This window comes from Streptococcus mitis subsp. hohhotensis (assembly GCF_000722775.1).
Lineage (GTDB): Bacteria > Bacillota > Bacilli > Lactobacillales > Streptococcaceae > Streptococcus > Streptococcus carlssonii.
Genome location: NZ_JPFZ01000007.1, coordinates 45276 through 62643, shown reverse-complemented (window position 1 = coordinate 62643; position 17368 = coordinate 45276). Strand labels below are relative to the sequence as shown.

23 protein-coding genes are annotated in these 17368 nt (G+C 41.0%); 1 reads left to right on the top strand and 22 read right to left on the bottom strand.

Going from position 1 to position 17368, the window contains the following annotated elements; genetic code table 11:
* Position 1 precedes the first annotated feature (1 nt).
* The 7 genes from comGB to tgt all read right to left on the bottom strand — a co-directional run bounded on the left by comGB (position 2) and on the right by tgt (position 8082).
* Positions 2-1018 (bottom strand): competence type IV pilus assembly protein ComGB, encoded by a 1017-nt coding sequence (comGB, locus tag SK608_RS01355; protein WP_082242381.1) that lies wholly within the window; start codon positions 1016-1018, stop codon positions 2-4.
* Positions 966-1907 carry a competence type IV pilus ATPase ComGA gene (gene comGA / locus SK608_RS01350; RefSeq protein WP_033675975.1) on the bottom strand — a complete coding sequence of 314 codons (942 nt, stop codon included), beginning with the start codon at positions 1905-1907 and terminating at the stop codon, positions 966-968. Before comGA ends, comGB begins: the two co-directional genes overlap by 53 nt.
* A gap of 75 nt (positions 1908-1982) precedes the next feature.
* Positions 1983-2348 carry a DUF1033 family protein gene (locus tag SK608_RS01345; RefSeq protein ID WP_004262492.1) on the bottom strand — a complete coding sequence of 122 codons (366 nt, stop codon included), beginning with the start codon at positions 2346-2348 and terminating at the stop codon, positions 1983-1985.
* Positions 2349-2498: 150 nt separating this feature from the next.
* On the bottom strand, positions 2499-3557 hold the full coding sequence (locus SK608_RS01340; protein WP_033675971.1) for a zinc-dependent alcohol dehydrogenase family protein: 1059 nt from the start codon (positions 3555-3557) through the stop codon (positions 2499-2501).
* 161 nt (positions 3558-3718) lie between these two features.
* On the bottom strand, positions 3719-4870 hold the full coding sequence (nagA, locus tag SK608_RS01335) for an N-acetylglucosamine-6-phosphate deacetylase (RefSeq protein ID WP_033675970.1): 1152 nt from the start codon (positions 4868-4870) through the stop codon (positions 3719-3721).
* 151 nt (positions 4871-5021) lie between these two features.
* Positions 5022-6839: an acyltransferase family protein gene (locus tag SK608_RS01330; protein ID WP_033675968.1), complete on the bottom strand. Its 1818-nt coding sequence runs from the start codon at positions 6837-6839 to the stop codon at positions 5022-5024.
* A 100-nt stretch (positions 6840-6939) separates the two neighbouring features.
* Entirely contained in the window at positions 6940-8082 is a 1143-nt protein-coding gene (gene tgt / locus SK608_RS01325; RefSeq protein WP_001285237.1) for a tRNA guanosine(34) transglycosylase Tgt, read from the bottom strand.
* A 579-nt stretch (positions 8083-8661) separates the two neighbouring features.
* Here tgt and SK608_RS01320 point away from each other — a divergent pair.
* Positions 8662-8859 carry a hypothetical protein gene (locus tag SK608_RS01320; RefSeq protein ID WP_033675965.1) on the top strand — a complete coding sequence of 66 codons (198 nt, stop codon included), beginning with the start codon at positions 8662-8664 and terminating at the stop codon, positions 8857-8859.
* Between the two features lie 2 nt (positions 8860-8861).
* On the opposite strand, the gene SK608_RS11965 is transcribed toward SK608_RS01320, so the two are convergent.
* The 15 genes from SK608_RS11965 to SK608_RS01250 are packed head-to-tail and all read right to left on the bottom strand — an operon-like array spanning position 8862 to position 17367.
* On the bottom strand, positions 8862-9728 hold the full coding sequence (locus SK608_RS11965) for a CHAP domain-containing protein (RefSeq protein ID WP_033675963.1): 867 nt from the start codon (positions 9726-9728) through the stop codon (positions 8862-8864).
* Positions 9729-9730: 2 nt separating this feature from the next.
* A complete protein-coding gene (locus SK608_RS01310) occupies positions 9731-9988 on the bottom strand; it encodes a phage holin (protein ID WP_033675961.1) in 258 nt (85 codons plus the stop codon).
* Between the two features lie 13 nt (positions 9989-10001).
* Positions 10002-11468, bottom strand: coding sequence for an SGNH/GDSL hydrolase family protein (locus tag SK608_RS01305; RefSeq protein ID WP_033675959.1), 1467 nt, complete (start codon positions 11466-11468; stop codon positions 10002-10004).
* A gap of 5 nt (positions 11469-11473) precedes the next feature.
* Positions 11474-11806, bottom strand: a complete 333-nt coding sequence (locus SK608_RS01300; RefSeq protein WP_033675958.1) for a hypothetical protein — start codon at positions 11804-11806, stop codon at positions 11474-11476.
* 6 nt (positions 11807-11812) lie between these two features.
* Positions 11813-12310, bottom strand: a complete 498-nt coding sequence (locus SK608_RS01295; RefSeq protein ID WP_235202142.1) for a hypothetical protein — start codon at positions 12308-12310, stop codon at positions 11813-11815.
* On the bottom strand, positions 12303-12740 hold the full coding sequence (locus SK608_RS01290) for a coiled-coil domain-containing protein (protein ID WP_033675956.1): 438 nt from the start codon (positions 12738-12740) through the stop codon (positions 12303-12305). Before SK608_RS01290 ends, SK608_RS01295 begins: the two co-directional genes overlap by 8 nt.
* A 10-nt stretch (positions 12741-12750) precedes the next feature.
* On the bottom strand, positions 12751-12903 hold the full coding sequence (locus SK608_RS11400) for a hypothetical protein (RefSeq protein WP_162837272.1): 153 nt from the start codon (positions 12901-12903) through the stop codon (positions 12751-12753).
* Positions 12896-13573: a hypothetical protein gene (locus SK608_RS11395; protein ID WP_050489904.1), complete on the bottom strand. Its 678-nt coding sequence runs from the start codon at positions 13571-13573 to the stop codon at positions 12896-12898. The genes SK608_RS11400 and SK608_RS11395 overlap by 8 nt, the downstream gene beginning before the upstream one ends.
* A gap of 6 nt (positions 13574-13579) precedes the next feature.
* Positions 13580-13969 carry a hypothetical protein gene (locus SK608_RS01280; RefSeq protein ID WP_033675955.1) on the bottom strand — a complete coding sequence of 130 codons (390 nt, stop codon included), beginning with the start codon at positions 13967-13969 and terminating at the stop codon, positions 13580-13582.
* An 8-nt stretch (positions 13970-13977) separates the two neighbouring features.
* Entirely contained in the window at positions 13978-14457 is a 480-nt protein-coding gene (locus tag SK608_RS01275) for a phage upper tail fiber protein (protein ID WP_033675954.1), read from the bottom strand.
* A gap of 1 nt (position 14458) precedes the next feature.
* On the bottom strand, positions 14459-15004 hold the full coding sequence (locus SK608_RS10290; protein ID WP_050489903.1) for a hypothetical protein: 546 nt from the start codon (positions 15002-15004) through the stop codon (positions 14459-14461).
* On the bottom strand, positions 14997-15272 hold the full coding sequence (locus SK608_RS01265; protein WP_033675953.1) for a hypothetical protein: 276 nt from the start codon (positions 15270-15272) through the stop codon (positions 14997-14999). Before SK608_RS01265 ends, SK608_RS10290 begins: the two co-directional genes overlap by 8 nt.
* 16 nt (positions 15273-15288) lie before the next feature.
* Positions 15289-15858, bottom strand: a complete 570-nt coding sequence (locus tag SK608_RS01260) for a putative phage tail protein (protein ID WP_033675952.1) — start codon at positions 15856-15858, stop codon at positions 15289-15291.
* Complete coding sequence (locus SK608_RS01255; protein ID WP_033675950.1) at positions 15858-16985, bottom strand: baseplate J/gp47 family protein; 1128 nt, start codon at positions 16983-16985, stop codon at positions 15858-15860. The genes SK608_RS01260 and SK608_RS01255 overlap by 1 nt, the downstream gene beginning before the upstream one ends.
* The gene (locus SK608_RS01250) at positions 16975-17367 is read right to left on the bottom strand and encodes a DUF2634 domain-containing protein (protein ID WP_033675948.1); all 393 of its coding nucleotides are present in this window, start codon (positions 17365-17367) and stop codon (positions 16975-16977) included. The genes SK608_RS01255 and SK608_RS01250 overlap by 11 nt, the downstream gene beginning before the upstream one ends.
* Position 17368 lies beyond the last annotated feature (1 nt).

Genomic DNA, 17368 nt, shown 5'->3' with positions numbered 1-17368 from the left:
TTTAAAAATTTACCTCCATATTTTGATACATGGGCATGAGCATTGCCGCATAAAGTAAAACGATAATCAGAGCCACAAGGATAAAGACCAGTGGTTGCACCAGATTCATGGTGCGATTGACTCGGGTAAAAAAGGCTTCCCAAGTTTTTTCAGCATAGATTTCCAACTCACTACCCAGCTTGGACTTGACTTCCCCATACTCGATAATGAGACTCAACTCTTTCTTAAAGAAAGGACAGGTCGCTATCGTCTGAGAAAATTCGCAGCCATTTTGTAGGGATTGAGCTAGGTCTTGACCGATTTCTTTAAAGAGTTGGGAACCTTGTTCCTGCATGATCTGAAAAATCTGCGTCAGCTCCATTCCCTGCGAAATCATATTCCCCCACTCACGCGCATAATAAGCTGTCAGATAAGTTTGAACGAAGATACCAAAGAAGGGAATTCTGGCCAAGATAGAAAAGACACGCATCTTTGAACTTCTTTTATAAAAAATTAGTGCTAAAAGGGCAAGCAGAGAAACAAACCCTACCATGCCTAGAAAGATTTGTGGGAGATTGCCGATAATTTGGGTGGCAATATTGCTACTATCCAGTTGTGGTAGTAGGTAGTTACGTAGCCCCAGCATGATTAAGAGAAGAAATCCCAGCAAAATCAAGGGATAGGTCGCTACTTCAATTAGTTTTTTCTTGACCTTGGCCAGATTGTCTAGATACTCTTCTATCTTTCCCAAACTCAGGTGGAGATTCCCATGGACTTCAGCTAGGGATAACTGAGTGACAATGACACTTGAAAATCCCAAACTTTCCATCATTTCTGAGAATGATTTCCCCTGAGACAAGCCCGTGCGCATCTGAGTCACACACTGCTTGTCCAACAAGGCACTCCTATCTAAAAAGGAGATGGTCTCCACCAGATGAAAACCGCTGGAAAAGAGATTGTTAAACAAGGTGATGATATTTTTTTGCTTAGCTGTAGCTAATTTTTTCCGTTTCAGCCTGAAGGCTTGTGATATGTCCATCTTTAAGAAGCTGGTCAATCTGTTTATTCCAGCTAGTCGGCTGGTGTTCTTGATAGTCTTTGTTAGCAAAGTCAACGATTCCTCCTCCCCCGATTAATCTCTGATAGCAGACTCCTTGCAGAACTACTGCCAATTCCTCCTCACTCACACCCAACTCTAGCAGGCGTTCATAAACACCTCGAATACTCTTGGCGTGAATGGTTGAAAAGACTGTCGCACCTGTCAAACTAGCTCTAACTACTGCACGCGCCGTTTCGCTGTCCCGAATTTCTCCGATAATCAGGAGGTCTGGTCGATGGCGCAAAGAAAGTTTGATTAGATTTTCATACGTCAACCCGATTGCTTCGTTCAACTGCAACTGAAGCATGTCGTCCTGCTTGATTTCGACTGGATCTTCGATGGACATGACTTGTTGCCCCTTAAAGAGGGACTTGGCCAATTCGTGCATCAGGGTCGTCTTGCCACTGCCGACTGGACCAGCAAAAAGATAAAGTCCCCGTTGCCTGTACTGCTTGCCCAGTTCTTCAATATCCTGAAACCAAAAATGCAAATCCTGCTCCTCATCATGCAACAAACGAATAACTAAACTCTCATGACCTCGATAATCACCTACAGTAGATAAACGTAGAGAAACCATCTTATCGTCATAGGCATAATCACAGGAACCAAGTTGACTACGTCGCTTTTCTCCCACATTCATACCCGCCACAAACTTAAAGTGACTGATGACGGCCGCAAATTTTTCAAAATCATAACAACCGATTTTACAGCGCTCGTCTCCCACCCTCATATGAAGCTCATAGGCGTCTAACTTGGGGACAAAATAAATGTCTTGTGCCCCTTTTTTCCGAGCCGAACGAATGATTTCTTGTGCAATTTCTTGAACCATACTTACCTCCTCACCTATACTATTCGCAAAGATTTGGAAAAATAAAAAAAGCAACTCCAAAAAGTTACTTTTTCTCTATTTTAATTTCATACGGCAAGAACGGTGCCTTTCCTTACCTGTTTGTTTTTCATAGCCTGGACGTAATTTTTCATCTGGGATAACCTGCTCATCCTGCAAAAGAGCCAAAGAATGGTATTGTTGTAAATAGTCATCACATTCATCACACCAGCGTTGGTCTTCCGGATCCCAGAAAATGGTCATCAAGTCACTTCTACTTTTATAAAGAGGGGATTCTTGTTCCAATCTAAACCAGCAAGTTTTATAGTATTTGAGAGCATCATAATACTGGTCAAATTTTCTACTTGCTACAATATCTTCTTCCCAACCTTCTAAGAACCACCAAGGTTCAAAATCTCCGTACATTTCTATAACACGATACATATTCATTCATTCCTTTGTACCGTATATTATAACCAATTCCGCCAAACAAGGAAAGAAATATGCTCATTTCTTAATTTCCAGATAAAAAATCCAGCCATCTGATGGATGACTGAATTTCTATTTGCTTATGTTCCAAAATCTTTTTACTACCTAGGCTTCAGAAATATCGTTTTCGATAATGACTTTGATTGCATGGTGGTCTGCTGCCTTACTGAAGACTTCATATGCTTTTTCAATTTCACTTAGTTTGAAATAATGAGTTACCAGTTTTTCTGGTTCAATCTTATGAGTTTCAAGAGCTTTCAACAATTGTGGAGTGGTATTTGTAGATACCAAACCAGTTGTTACATTGATGTTGCGAATCCAAAGTTTGTCCAAATCGAATTCAACTGGTTTACCATGCACACCGCAGTTGGCAACTGTTCCGTCTACACCGATAATCTTTTGACAGAAATCAAATGTTGCAGGAATACCAACAGCTTCGATAGCAACATCTACACCACGACCATCTGTCAAATCATAAATTTCTTTAATGGCTTTTTCAGGGTCTGAAGAATTAACCTTATGAGTCGCACCAAATGATACAGCAGTTTCCAAGCGGTTATCGTCTAAGTCCACCATAATCAATTTAGCTGGTGAGTAGAATTGAGCCGTCAAAAGAGCAGCCAATCCAACTGGACCTGAACCAATAATGGCTACGCTACAACCAGGTTCTACTTTTCCTTTCAAGACACCAATTTCATATCCTGTAGGCAAAATGTCTGATAACATAACCAAGGCTTCATCTGACAAGTCTTCTGGAGTATGATAAAGAGTATTATCTGCATGAGGGACACGTAGATACTCAGCCTGCATACCGTCAATCAAGTGACCGAAAATCCAGCCCCCTTCGTCTTCACAATGGGCATAAATTCCTTTTTTACAGTAGTAGCATTTACCACAGGCACAGACACAAGAAATCAAGACCTTGTCGCCTTTTTTGAAGTTAGAAACTCCTTCCCCAACTTCTTCAACAATCCCAATTCCTTCGTGGCCAAGAATGGTACCACTTTGACAAGCAGGAACATCTCCTTTAATGATATGGAGGTCTGTTCCACAAATAGTGGTTTTTACGATACGCACAATAGCGTCTGTTGGCTTGCGAATAACTGGTTTGTCTACATCAACAAAAGAAGCAAGTCCTGGTTTAACATAAGTATAAGCTTTCATAAAGTACTCCTCCGTTTTTTTATTTGTACTATTTATAACATAATTGTAAGCCTTTTCATTTGTTTCTTCAAGTTTTTTTGTGATTTTTTTAACTTTTTTATTTACCGGTAAAGCAATATAGATAAAAAGCAGAAGCTAGTCTCTAACTTCTGCTTTCTCTCTTATGCTTGATAACGTTTCACACCGTCTAGGTAGGTTGCTACCAATTCCAAATCTTTATCTAGTACGATAAAGTCCGCATCATAACCTTCACGGATTTGACCACAGACATCGTCAATATGAACGGATTTAGCTGGGTTGAGGCTGGCCATCATGACTGCTTCATGTGGATTCGCAATACCCCACTCGACTACATTTCTCATACCATCTTTAAGTTTGAGGATAGAACCTGCCAAGTTACCTGTCGATTTGAGGCGTGCAGTTCCATTGGCAACCACTACTGGAAATTCTCCCAACATATAGTCACCGTCTTCAAGCCCACCAGCTGTCATACAGTCCGTAATAAGAGCGATGTTTTCTGTCCCCTTTTGCTTAAGTAAAATCTCACAAGCTTTTGGATCTACGTGATAACCATCACAAATCAATTCTGCGTAAGTATGTGGGAGCTCATACATAGCTCCTACCATACCTAGTTCGCGATGTGTTAAACCACGCATCCCATTATAGGCATGTACCCATACACTAGCTCCAGCATCAACTGCCTTTTTAGCCTCATCAAAAGTTGCATTTGAATGTCCTAGAGCAACTGTTACGCCTTCTCCCGTAACTGTACGTACAAAGTCTTCTACACCTTCACGTTCTGGCGCAAGGGCAATTTTATTTAGCAAGCCATTGGCTGCTTTTTGCCAAGCACGAAACTCATCCATACGAGGATCTTTCATATAGGCAGGATTTTGAGCTCCCTTGTATTTCTCTGTGAAATAAGGCCCTTCAAAATAAATTCCACGAATTTTCGCTCCACTTGCTTCCTGGTAACGAGCACCGATATTTTCTGTTACCGCAAGCAATTGCTCATAAGTTGATGTCAAAGTGGTTGGCAAGAAGCTGGTGACACCTGTACTAAGTAGTCCTTCACTCATGGTATGAAGGGTTCCTTCGATGTTATTATCCATGACATCCACACCGCCAAATCCATGAATGTGGGTATCCACAAGTCCTGGAGCAATGCTATAACCTGTATAGTCAATTACCTCTGCTCCTTCAGGAATCTGCTCTACATGTTTTCCAAACTTGCCGTCCACAAGTTCCAAGTAACCACCACGACGAACTCCGTGTGGGTAGAAAAACTGATCCGCTTTAATATAGTTAGGCATAATGTTAACCTCCTTAAAAGATTTATTCTACAATTTATTATGTCAATTACATTATAAACCTTTCTTTTTTATTTGTAAATGGTATAGACCTATTTTCTGGAGATATTTTAAAAGAGCTGGATTTCTCCAACTCTTCTCTTTTTAATACAAGTTATTTTGATTTGACTGGTTTGTCTTGAGCTGTTTGCAAGGCTGTAGCAATGGTATCTGCATACAATTTTGCTCCTGCTTCAATAGTACTAGTGTCACTTCCGAAATGGACTTGGTCTGTACCTGCCCAGATTTCTGGATGTTCCTTAGCAACTTGATTCCAATCAGCAACTGTGATATAAGGTGTCTTCTCTGCCAATTCTCTCATATAGGCAGCCGCCTTCTCAACGATTGCATAGGTCTCTTTTGTCTTATCTCCCTCATAAGGAGTCACCAAAACCATATGGTGGCCCTTAGGAAGATTTTTCACGATACTGTCCCAGTCTTCCTTATAATTTTCAGGATTATTCACACCTGTTGCAATAACCACCATCTTTGGTAGAAATTTATTCTGGCTATTATTTAGCATGATTTCATTGGCGGTCTTGGTTGTTCTGCTGACTTGCGCGTTAATCTGTGCTCCAGGAAGGGCTGTCTGCAGGGCTGTATTTGCCCTTAAAGCCACCGAATCACCAATTAACATAGTACCATCAGCAATCCCTAAACTATCAGCTTCTGCTCGTTCTGTCATCACCTTGGTCTGGCTAATATTTGTTGCGGCTTGCTTCAAGCCATTGACAGTTAAGTCTGTCTCAAACGCTCCCACTTGTGGTGCCAACAAAGTCACTAAGAGGACAATGAAGGCCAAGATTCCTGTACTTGTTGCAAGGATTGTGTGAATATAAGGCAGGGGACGAAGAGTTTGTAAAATAGGTGTGCTCTTTCCTGCAATCCACGGCTCCAATACATAAAATGAAAAACTGGCAAATCCATAAGAAAAAATCAGAGTCAGTAACACAGCAAGAAGATTTGAGGTCAACTGTGAAAAAATGATATAGAAAGGCCAATGGAAAAGATAAACCGCATAGCTAGTATCCGCTAAAAAGCTGATAATTTTTGGCTCCTGTATATGATGTGTCTTTTCATGTAAGACACGCGCCGCCAGAATCATAGCAAGGGCTGCAAGGCTGGCAAGTAAGAAGCCAATAAGATAGGCAAAGAGATAGGTAAATTTGACAAAGAAGGTCAAAATGAGTAAGAAGCCAAAACCTCCTCCAAAAACCAACAGGGTCTTTCGTAAATCCCAGATTCTATCCAACTGCTTGACGAGGGAAGTCGTCTGACGAACGCCTACAATCGTTGCTAGGATACTTCCCAAAAAGAATGGATAGACATGAGTTAAACTGGAGAAGTAAACAGAGGAATAAGAGGTCACTAGAAAACTACCAATAAACATGGAGAAGAAGCTGATCAAGAAGACAGCAGCAGATAAAAGAAAGACCATCCCCTTCAACTGACCATTTGATTTAGCCTGTTTGGATAAGAACCAAACTGCCAATCCCCATAGAATATAGTAGTGAACCTCAACGGCCAAGCTCCAATTATGAACAAACAAATGAGGAATGAACTGTGATTCATAACTCCCACCTGTTAGAAGTTCATAGAAGTTGGTCATGAAGCCTAAAACACCCGCAATCTGACCCCCAATTCCAGCCACATAATCTTGGCGAACTAGAAAGGTAAAGGGCATGGTTACCAAGACCATCAAAACCACAGGTGGCACGATACGATAAAAGCGTCTCCTAAAAAATCCAACCAAATCAATTTCATGATTTTTAGAAAATTCTTCGATGAGTAGAGCCGTAATCAAGAAACCTGAAAATGTGAAAAAGACATCTACCCCGAAAAATCCTCCAGGAAAGATGGTCTGAAAGAAGTGATACAAGAGTACCAAAAGTAAACCTGTAATCCTAATCAAGGAAAACCATTTAATGCGCATACGAGTTTATTCTTCCTTTCATTGTACACTTTATTCTATCAAAAAAAGAAGAAAAATCCTAAGAGAAAACTTAGGATTTTTAGCTTATATCTATTCCGTTTTAGAAATTACGTCCTGACTTATTATAGCCATATTTTTCAACAAAATACTCACGGAATTCTAAGAGATTGTCATCCATGATGGCTTGTCGCACTTGCTTCATCAAGTTAAGCAAGAAGTAAAGATTGTGGTAGCTAGTCAAGCGAATACCAAAGGTTTCATCAGCCTTGAGGAGGTGACGAAGGTAGGCGCGTGTATAGTTCTTACATGTGTAGCAATCACATTCAGGATCCAGTGGTGTAAAGTCCTCAGCAAACTGGGCATTTTTGACAACCAAACGTCCCTGACTGGTCATACAAGTACCATTACGAGCGATACGAGTCGGCAAGACACAGTCAAACATATCTACACCACGAATCACTCCATCAATCAAGCTATCTGGCGCTCCCACCCCCATCAAATAGCGAGGTTTATTTTCAGGTAGCAGTTGGGTTGTGAAGTCCAAGACCGCATTCATCTCTTCGTGGGTTTCTCCCACCGCCAAACCACCGATAGAGTAGCCTGGGAAGTCCATGCTGACAAGATCATGAGCCGATTGGCGACGCAGGTCTTCAAATCCTGCCCCCTGCACAATCCCAAATAACCCTTGGTCATGTGGACGACGGTGAGCCTTCAAACCACGCTCAGCCCAACGGCTGGTACGCTCGATCGATTTCTTAACGTAGTCATAAGGTTGATAAAACTGGGGACATTCGTCAAAGGACATCATGATGTCTGAGCCCAGATTGTTCTGAATAGAAATGGCTTTTTCTGGTGATAGGAACATCTTAGAACCATTGAGATGATTTTTAAAGGTTACTCCTTCTTCTGTGATATTGCGGCTATCTGCTAGAGAATAAACCTGGAAACCACCACTATCTGTCAAAATAGGCTGGTCCCAATTCATGAACTTGTGGAGACCACCAGCGCGTGCAATGAGTTCATCTCCAGGACGAAGCCACAAGTGATAGGTGTTTGATAGGATAATTCCCGAACCCATCTCCTTCAATTCTTCAGGCGACTGAGTTTTGACAGTGGCTTGAGTTCCAACTGGCATAAACATAGGCGTCGGGAAGGTACCGTGGGGAGTGATGATTTCTCCCAGACGAGCTCCTGTGTGTTTTTCTTTCTTAATCAAACGATATTTGATTGGTGAATCTGACATTTTTTACCTCCGAAGCTGGGAAAGACAGTCCCAGTTCATACTTTGTGCCCAAGGGCATACTGTATGATTTTATCAAAAAAAGCTGGAACTGTCACGAACTATGGTATAAAGAATTTGTGTTTACAAGTACTTTCCATTGCTTGTTGATAGTTTATTTTTTGCTTATTTTCTCTTTTAAATCATTTTCATTAATTTCTATCGTTTTTTTAAATCGTATTCATCTTCGTATTCATTTTCACACTCATATTTGCCCGTATAGTTGAGAAGGTTGCAATTTAATTCTAATAGTTTACAAAAGGATCAGTGACTAATTTCACTGTTTTTATTTTTGACAAAACACCGTTTTTGACAATAATCAAAAAATAAAAAGGATCTATTATTAACAAAATGGCGTTTTTGACAATAATACCCTGCCATTCTCCTCTCTATTCTTCAAGAAAGCAATTTTTTGAACGATAGGATTGTAATTTCTGTTTCTAATCGTTCAAATTGCGTGTTTTTGCAAAATAGAAATACAAACTCTAATTTTGTTAACGTCAACAAAATTGGCAACCAAGCTCTTTATAAAGCTATTTGTTGATGTCAACAAGACAATTTCAGAGCAAAATAAAGAATATTCAAGCGAAAAAGAACACTCCTAACCCTATATCTATAAATGTTTTTCAGGAATTTCAAGCGATTATCAAGCGTATTTCAGAGCAAACAAAAAAACCGCAAGCCAAACAGCCTGCGGTAGATAAACATTTTAGAAAAGTTTCCTTTCTATTTATTTTTTAAAATTATTTAGTCGTAATCAAGCCGTCTGGCTCAATTTTAAATTCTGGCTTATCTGCCAGTGTTCCGTCTGCCTTGAGGTAGTACCAGCCTGTCTTATCAGCTGATTGGACAAATGAGTTAGATACCATGTTTCCATTCTTACTATCAAGGTAGTACCAAGTCAGCTTGTGCTTAATCCAGCCAGTAACCATCTTACCGTCTTCATCGAAGTAATACCAAGCATTATTGATACGAGCCCAGCCAGTGGCCATAGATCCTAAATCCGTGAACCAGTACCAAGCGTCCTTGTAGTTCAACCAGGTACTACGTTTCATGAATCCTTTTTCGTCGAAATAGTACCAAGCGTCATTGATCTTCTCCCATTTATCGGTTGGGTATGAGCCGTCTTCGCGAACCCACCACCAACCATATTGGTTCTGTTGCCAGCCAGTTTCAACCTCTTCAGGCGGCACGATATACCCAACGATTTCACTTACAGAACGCTCGTTATAACGACAAGGGCCACCTACTTCTAAATAGTCCCAATTGCCATCGATATTCTGCTCAATCGTCTTAATGGTATATCCGTCTGAGTCTTCATAGACAAGGCCAGTATGCCCGTAGTTGACGCCGTCACCAGCTACGTAGGATTTCACGAAGAACCAACCAGCCTTTGGATAGTCAGCGTCATACACGACTTTCAGGCCTTGAGAACGTGCTGACTCAAGTAAGTCATAAGCGTTGCCCCAAAGCGTCACACCGTACCAATGACGTAACCCATAACAAGGTACGTCAGCGCACTGAAAGCCATAAGCTCCATCATTGTCCACTCCATCGTCAGCGTTGACCTTGTCGATGAAGAATTGAATCATTTCTTGTTTTTTAGACATACCTACTCCTCACTTGGTTTCTTGTATTCTAGCGCTCGTGTGCTGTCTGTGATTCCGCTAGTCGTCGGGTCATTGACCAGACCGATAGCAGTCAAGAACACGAATACTGCATTGACAAGCAAAATCAGCTTGTTACCGATATCACCCAAATCTAGGTGATATCCAAAGACTGCTGCACCAGCTTGCAAGACAAGCAAGAAGGCTGGGATTGCAGTCAGCCAAAAGAATTTATTTTTTAGTCGTAATTTCCAGTTAATCATATTATTTTCCTCTCTAATCATATTCTAAGAATGGACGCATCTTGTCCAAAATGACCGGATACATCTTCTTATTTCCTTCTGCGGTAGGATGTAGACCGTCTCCAATGAAACGATTTCTGACACTCTCTAAGACAGGATTTAAACCTGACTTATTATGCAGATCAACGCAAGGGATAGCGTACATTTCAGATACTTCTTTTACCGCTCGAACATAGTCTTGCAACAGGTTTCCTTTGTTATTTGGTGTTGTCTGAGCATTCACCCAAGTCGTACCACCACCTCTAAAATATCGTTTCAGAGGTGTCATTGTCATCACTTTCGCATTTGGACGATTGACAGCAAGCCATTCAAGAATGTACTTGTATGCTCCATAAAACGAACTTGTCCCTGTATCTATAATGCTTCCTAAAGTTGCATTATTCCCCCAGTCATTCGTTCCTCCAAAGATAACTACAATGTCCGCATCAGCTGGTATTGTATCGAGTCTGTTTACAAACGGCTTCAATCTATCTGTCACATAACTTGAAGTACAGACAGATGTTCCGCCAATTCCTAAATTCGTGACGATGCTATTAATACCGTTGCTTTTGCACCAAGTGTCAATGTAGCGGTGCCATTGCCAACCTCCAGCGTTAACACCTTCAGTAATCGAATCACCCAAACAAGCAATTTTTTTGGTCTTTGTCGTTTTACTAAAAGTATTGATGTAGTAATTACCAGCATTGTTGTCGTAATATCCAAGTAATACATCATTAGTCGTGTTAACCTCGCCTCCAACAATTCGTTTTTGAGCCTTGTTAAACACGATAAATCCTGCACTACCATTAATAGAAACCTCTTGAGCCTCACACCAATAATTGGACTTCCCGATTTTTACATTGCATTTTGGGAAAGATAATTTCTTTAAGCTCTTGTTGTATACGATATTCCCGTTCGGAATATAGATGACTGTATTGCTATAAGTAGCTATTTCTTCAGTACCGAGACCACCACTTCCTGAGCTTGGACGGCTTTCAAGAGTTGAAATCCTTTGTTTCAATTCAGTGTCGTTGTAAGGTGTTGGTAAAAATCTCGCACCAATTCCTTGAACAGAGACATTAGTCCCATTAACTGCTGTCACCTTCCAAATTCCTCGGTTAGCACCTGTAGCTCCACTCCAGTAATCTTCAATGATATCTCCGACCTTAACACTGTCAGGATTCATTAGGTCTGCGGTAGTAATCGTTGCAGTTGCACCTACACCGCCACTTGGGATATCCCCTTTAGCAAACCGAAAAACTGGCGTTTCAGATTTCTTAGCATACTCTTCAAGCGATTGATGTTCTGTCAGATAATGCTTGCCGTCTAATTCTTCATGTGTGACAATCTGAGAATAATCTATCTCAGTTGCCTCATGAAGCTCTTCTTTAGTTGCGTAACGCGTCTTGATATCCTTGATATCCTTACCGATTTCCGTTGCTAGATTTTCAAGGTTATTCATAGATATCACGCTTTCGCTGCGTTGTAAGTTGCTACCAAGTCAACATTGGCAATCTGGTCTACACGTCCGCTGACTTCGGTTACTTTGCCGAGAAGAGCACCATTTTCGTCTTGCCCCATATTTGTGATTTTGTCCGCAATTTCTTTCAGCGTATCAAGATTCTCAGGCGTTCCTTCACCCAAGATTTCAGCCTTAACTTCCGTTTTAGCTTGAGTGACTGCCTGAGAGATAGCTTGCGTCATTGCTGTAGTACTAACCTTGGTTTTTAATTCTTCGTTAACTCGTTTGTTATCCTCTCCCAATGTGCGGGCAAATTCTGTTAATTTTGTAGTTTCCATTTTTTTCTATACCTTCCCCAAGTTGTAAAAAAAGAGTAGATCTGGGAATTCCGGACATACTCCACCATCTGTTACTGTTTTTTCTGAAAGTTGTTTCTCAACTTCCTTTGCGATATCCAGCTCCTTAAGAGCATGGACTTCCTCTGTGACCAATTCTTTATCTGAAGCCACTATCTTGATGTGGGTTTCTTTGTCACTTGGGAAAATATACCCACCAGCGCTAATCTCTAAGCGGTATTTCCCGATTGGTAAGATAGTGTCCAGGTTAAAAATCACGCCTGAGTTTGTGACAGTTACGCTCTTCTTCCATTGGTACTTGCCCATTGTCAGACTAACGACCGCCACCTCCCCTTCTAGAGAGGGGACGGCTCGATAATCTTCGTCTAGGAGGACAAATCCAAAGGTAGAAGCCACATCACCTTGTTTTATGAGGTAACCGCCATCCACTTGTGCGAGATTGGTCGTATTGAGATTACAGACCATTCTGCGCCCCTTTCTAATCATCTATTAAGATGCCTTCTTTGATATCCAATTTTTCAAAATCGCTGAATAAACGGTCTATGTAGCCATTACCTCCTAGAGTTTTATAGCTTTTATGCATACTTTCTACTAGGGAAAATTCATCTCTAGAGGTATATCCTCTGTTAATAGCCTGTCGCATATCACGACCAAGGCGCAACTTCATCGTATTTAGATGCGCCTCATCGTGAATTTTTAATTTTTCTTGCACTTCGTCGATTTTGGAATTGCTATCTTTAGCGGTAGTCTGGACATCTTCAATCTGTTTCTTGACATCGGTTAGTTCCGAGACAATTTTATCTGTTTCTTCTTTGGCTTTTTTCGGTAACCGATAGCTTATCCAAGCAATGATTGTTGGAGTTAGCACTGGCATTACGCTAGTGAAAAAGTGTTCTATTTTCTCAAAGACATCCATAAACACCTCGCTAGTTCGCCAAATTGCTCAAGCCAAGGCGTTCCAATTCTTTACGCACACGATCTCGGAAACGTTTGTTGACAAATGAAAAGTCAATCGCTCCACGTTTCAATAGATTGATGTACATATCGATTTTAGCTTGGTCTAATGTAATTTTACTCATTGTTGCTACCTCCATTGTTTTCACTAGTGCTCGCTTCGCTTGTCGGTGTAGGAATTTCATGTTCTGTCTCGCTTTCTGTTGGTTGTTCTACTGCTGGTGCAGGTTGGATACGTGGTTCTGCTGCTGGTTGTTCAGTAGTTGGTTGCGCTGGAACTGGTGCTGGTTCAGATACGACCACGTTGGGAACTCCGTTTGTAGCCACTTCTGTAGCTGGTTGGGGTTCTGGTTGAACCGGTGGAGTTACTGGAGCAGGTTCAACAGAGTGTGTTTCTGGCTCGGCAACATGAGGTGTTTCTTCATGTCCCTCTGCTTCATCCTCATGCTCATGATCGATACCATTGTGTTTCTCAAGCACTTCCAAGCGTGCAAAGATTTCCTCGATATCATCAGTATTATGCAAGCTGACCTTCTGCATACCTTCCATAAGCTGGTTGGCTTGTTCAAGTGCTGCAGTCGTTTTAGCCAATTGTTCTTGGTTCTTAACGATAGCACTAGTTGGGTCAAGTTCAGTTCGTAGAATCTCTTTGACTGCTTCAATGAGCGTTTCGTCCGTATCACCCAAGTGGTCACCCTCCAACTCACGAGTGAAGAAAGTAAACGGCTTGTCACATTGAATAGAGACTTCCGTCTTGCCAACTCTAAAAAATTTATTTACTAATACAAATTCCATGTTTAATTACCTCTTTCCCTTTTTAGAATAAAATTGAAAACGATTATTACGATTAGACAAAAAATAATTTTTATCTGCCTGATTGTAAAACTCTAAAGTAACTTTGTAGTAAGACCTGCTGTTCCAGCTGTCGGTATAAATTTCCGCTGTCGCTGACTTGATTAATATTGTTCGACCTGCAGTGATTAACTTACCATTGCCCCAACGACCTGTATTTCTATATTCATTCCGTTCCACTACCAAAGAAACAGTCAGTTCTCCGCCACCACTAATCGAAATTTCTTCTGAGACGTCTATTTGTTTTACAAACATCGACTTCTCCCAAACCAATCTTGAACCAACATATCGTTCTACAATCTCATGTCCTCCGACATAGATTCCTTCTCTTGTAGCCATAGCATCACCTACTCATACACATCATAGATTGTGTTGGGGTCTTTTGTGCTGATTGCATTATATTGTGTTTTAGACCCATACCAGTACTTCATTTGCTGATTTCCGTTCTGGTTAATCAGTTTGTGGGCTACGTTTTCAGACGGTAAGCTTGGGATATTTAAAGCTAACCTGTTTACTCGCAAAACACCCGAACTATCGACTGTAATCGTTGAGTTATCAGGTCGCACCACACCAGCCTGCCCACTAGTCGCAGTCTTGGCTTTCATCACACCATTTGAAACCTCTGTTGTCTGATTATCTGGCCTGACAATCCCGTTCGAACTCGACGTAGCTACTGATACATTGCTACTGATTCCATTCTTTAATGTCTGCACAGACACTTTTTTCAACCCACGGCCATCATGAATCATGATGTTGTCCGAGTTGTTAACCTGACTAGCCTGTGGCAAATCAGTTACTTTTCGCGTCTGTGTACTAATTACTGCCATATTATACCTCCATAATGTATTTCCAATCTGCAACAATCACATGACCGTTTTCATCAGCAAGCAAGGTATGTTCTGTACCGTCTTCTGTACGGATTGGAGCAGTGAAGTCGTTCTGCAAGAACATATACTCGATAGCATTTAGTCTATCTTCGTGTTCCTGGAACTCAAGCTTCAAAGCCTCTACTGACTCATAACTTGCTTGTCTGACGTTGTCTACGTTACCTAACCCAACCTGTTGCTTAGTCACATTATGCGGATTGTTGTGATTGTTTAAGTGATTTTGAAAATCTTGCTTACTTGCTTGCTCAACATTCGTAACATTCCCTAGCCCCACTTGTTGTTTAGTGACACCGTGTGGGTTGTTTCGGTTGTTGATGTGACCAGTTAGGTCAACCTTCTCAGCCTTGCTTCTAGTGACCTCGTCGATCTTTTCGGGAAGACCGTCGATGTCTGCAACCTTGTGCCTGTGACTTGAATCAGCTTTGTTTTCCCATCGTTGCGCATCTTCAACGCCGATGATATCTCTTGACCTCCAGATTTTAGCCATCTGTTAGCACCTCCAGTCTATATTTGAATCGTGTTGTTGTTTCAATAGGAACGTATACATCAATGACAGACTGAGGTACGTTTGAACTGTCTAGCAACTCAATCTTATTGATTTCTCTGATTGAGTCTGGGATCAAGAAATCAATCAACACAAAACGCTGCTCTCGTCGCTTCTGTATCGTCACAATTTGATTATTGTTCAACCTTGCTTTGTTTATTTTAGCTAGTACGGTTTCTGTAACTGTATTTAGTAACGCTTCTTTAATCATTGAATAAAACCTCCTCTTATGGTCCTTCATACTCAAAAGGTGTCACACCTACAACTGCATAACCTGCTCTAGCGAAATCTACTGATGTCTTGAATAACCGTTCTTTCATCTTGACTCGTTCTGTCACTGTCGGGATATGTGTATACCCCATATTTGCTGGTTTGATTGCATTGACAAAGATAACTGACTCTCTAAAAAGTCCACTCGTTTCTGCTCCAGACTCAATCAGTAAGACCTGATTAGCGAAATCTACTGAAGCCTTGTACTTTCCTTTTCCGAAAAGCTCGTCTAATTTGCGAATTAAAAACCACCATGAAAATGGTGGTCTCATATTGATCCGCAACAAAACACGCTCTCTTCTCCACTCCAACGTATCGTCAGCGTGTGCAACAATGCCATAGACTTCCTCAAATTTCGTTAAGGTAGGGATATCACAGAGCATAATGAACTGATTCTTGATGAACTGTTCTAATGAGATAGTACCGTCTTTAAACAGAGCATTTTCAACCCGAACCAGTTCTTTCATATCTTTGACGCCCTCGTAGTAATCTGGAACGTATTCAGATAAGTTTACTTCTTTTACCATTAAACCGTCCTCACTGTTCCTTTATACGGCAATTGTTGTAATTGTCCTGTAAAAACAAGCGCTAAATCAGCCTCGCGGTTATTCAATTTCATCTTATCAACGTTTGCAACACCGTTTATGGTCAGTAGTCTGGCCATTAACTGCGAGCGATAGATTTTCATACTGTAGGTATTGACATCTGAGTATTGCGCCCAGTTCTTTCTCAAATCCAAGAAATACTGGTCTAGAGCCTTGTCTACCAGTTCTTTTACTTGATTTAGCTGATATCCTGTCATCAACTCAAGTTTAAACTCAATATCAATTGGGAAGCGTGTCGCAGTCGTAACCGTCACACGATGATTGATAGGAGCAAGTCCAACGCCTTTTCCAGTATATTCTAGTGGATCCAGAACATTTTGCACCTTCTTGATTGTCTCGGTAGATGCCAAGTTTAAGTCGTTGTCTAAAACAACGACTTTAACCGTTCCTGAGCCATTCCAAACTGGATAGACCTGAACTGCGCCAACACCGTCAATTTCCCGGACACGCTGAACGTACTCAATGAAGTTACCGCCAAAAGGTTTCTCATTGACGTAAATCAAGAAACGCTTCCGCAATTCATCGTCAGTTTCTTCATCTTGCCCAGATGTGACGATTTCCCCTAAGACTGCAGTAGCTAGGTTTCTGTAGTTTTCCAAGGGCAAGATATTACCATAGTAGCGATTTCCGACAACACCAGTCGTCTCACACTCTACTTCATACTTGCCAGCTACATTAGTTGCACGAACTACCTTGTAGATGAGTGCAGCATCGTCAATTGTCGCAAAACGAGAACCTAAAGCGATTTGTACGCCTTCTTTTCTCTCGTTTTTAAACTCCGCAAAGCGTACCGCTTTTTTTGACGGATAACGATGTAGACCGAACTCTTCCACTTTGTAGTCTAGGTATTGGCCAATAGCAGTCTGTGGAAATGTATCTAGCAGTAGATTTTTCAACCGCAAATAAAAACCAGCTAACTCGTAACAAGCAGGCGCCAATGCGTCATAGATGATAGAGCCTTCCCGTGTATCAATATTTTCATTGACGCGAGAAAGAGCGTCATTCATCAGATAATCAAACGTGTATTTTTCTAAGAAATCACCTATCATTAATCAGCGTCACCTCCTTTTCAACTTTAAATAAACCGGATATAGTATGAACTTCAAAGATACAAAGCAAGCTGTCCTTGGTTTGCTGCTCGATGAAGAAATTTTGAACACTTTTAATTCTTGTATCAACTAACAAGGCTTGAGAAATTGTTCTCTCAAGGTCTGCTTTTACAAAATCATAAGGCTTTCCAATCAAGCGATCCAATTCTACTCCGTAGTTCGAAGAGTAAATAACCCACTCAAACCGTTCTGTAAGTAAAATCTTTTCAACAGCTTGCCTCATGGCTTCTAAGCCATCAATATATCCGTGTATTCTGCCATTTTTCACTTGATAAGTGTAGGATGGCAAAACAACTTCTTCAATGTTTCGTATATCTACCATC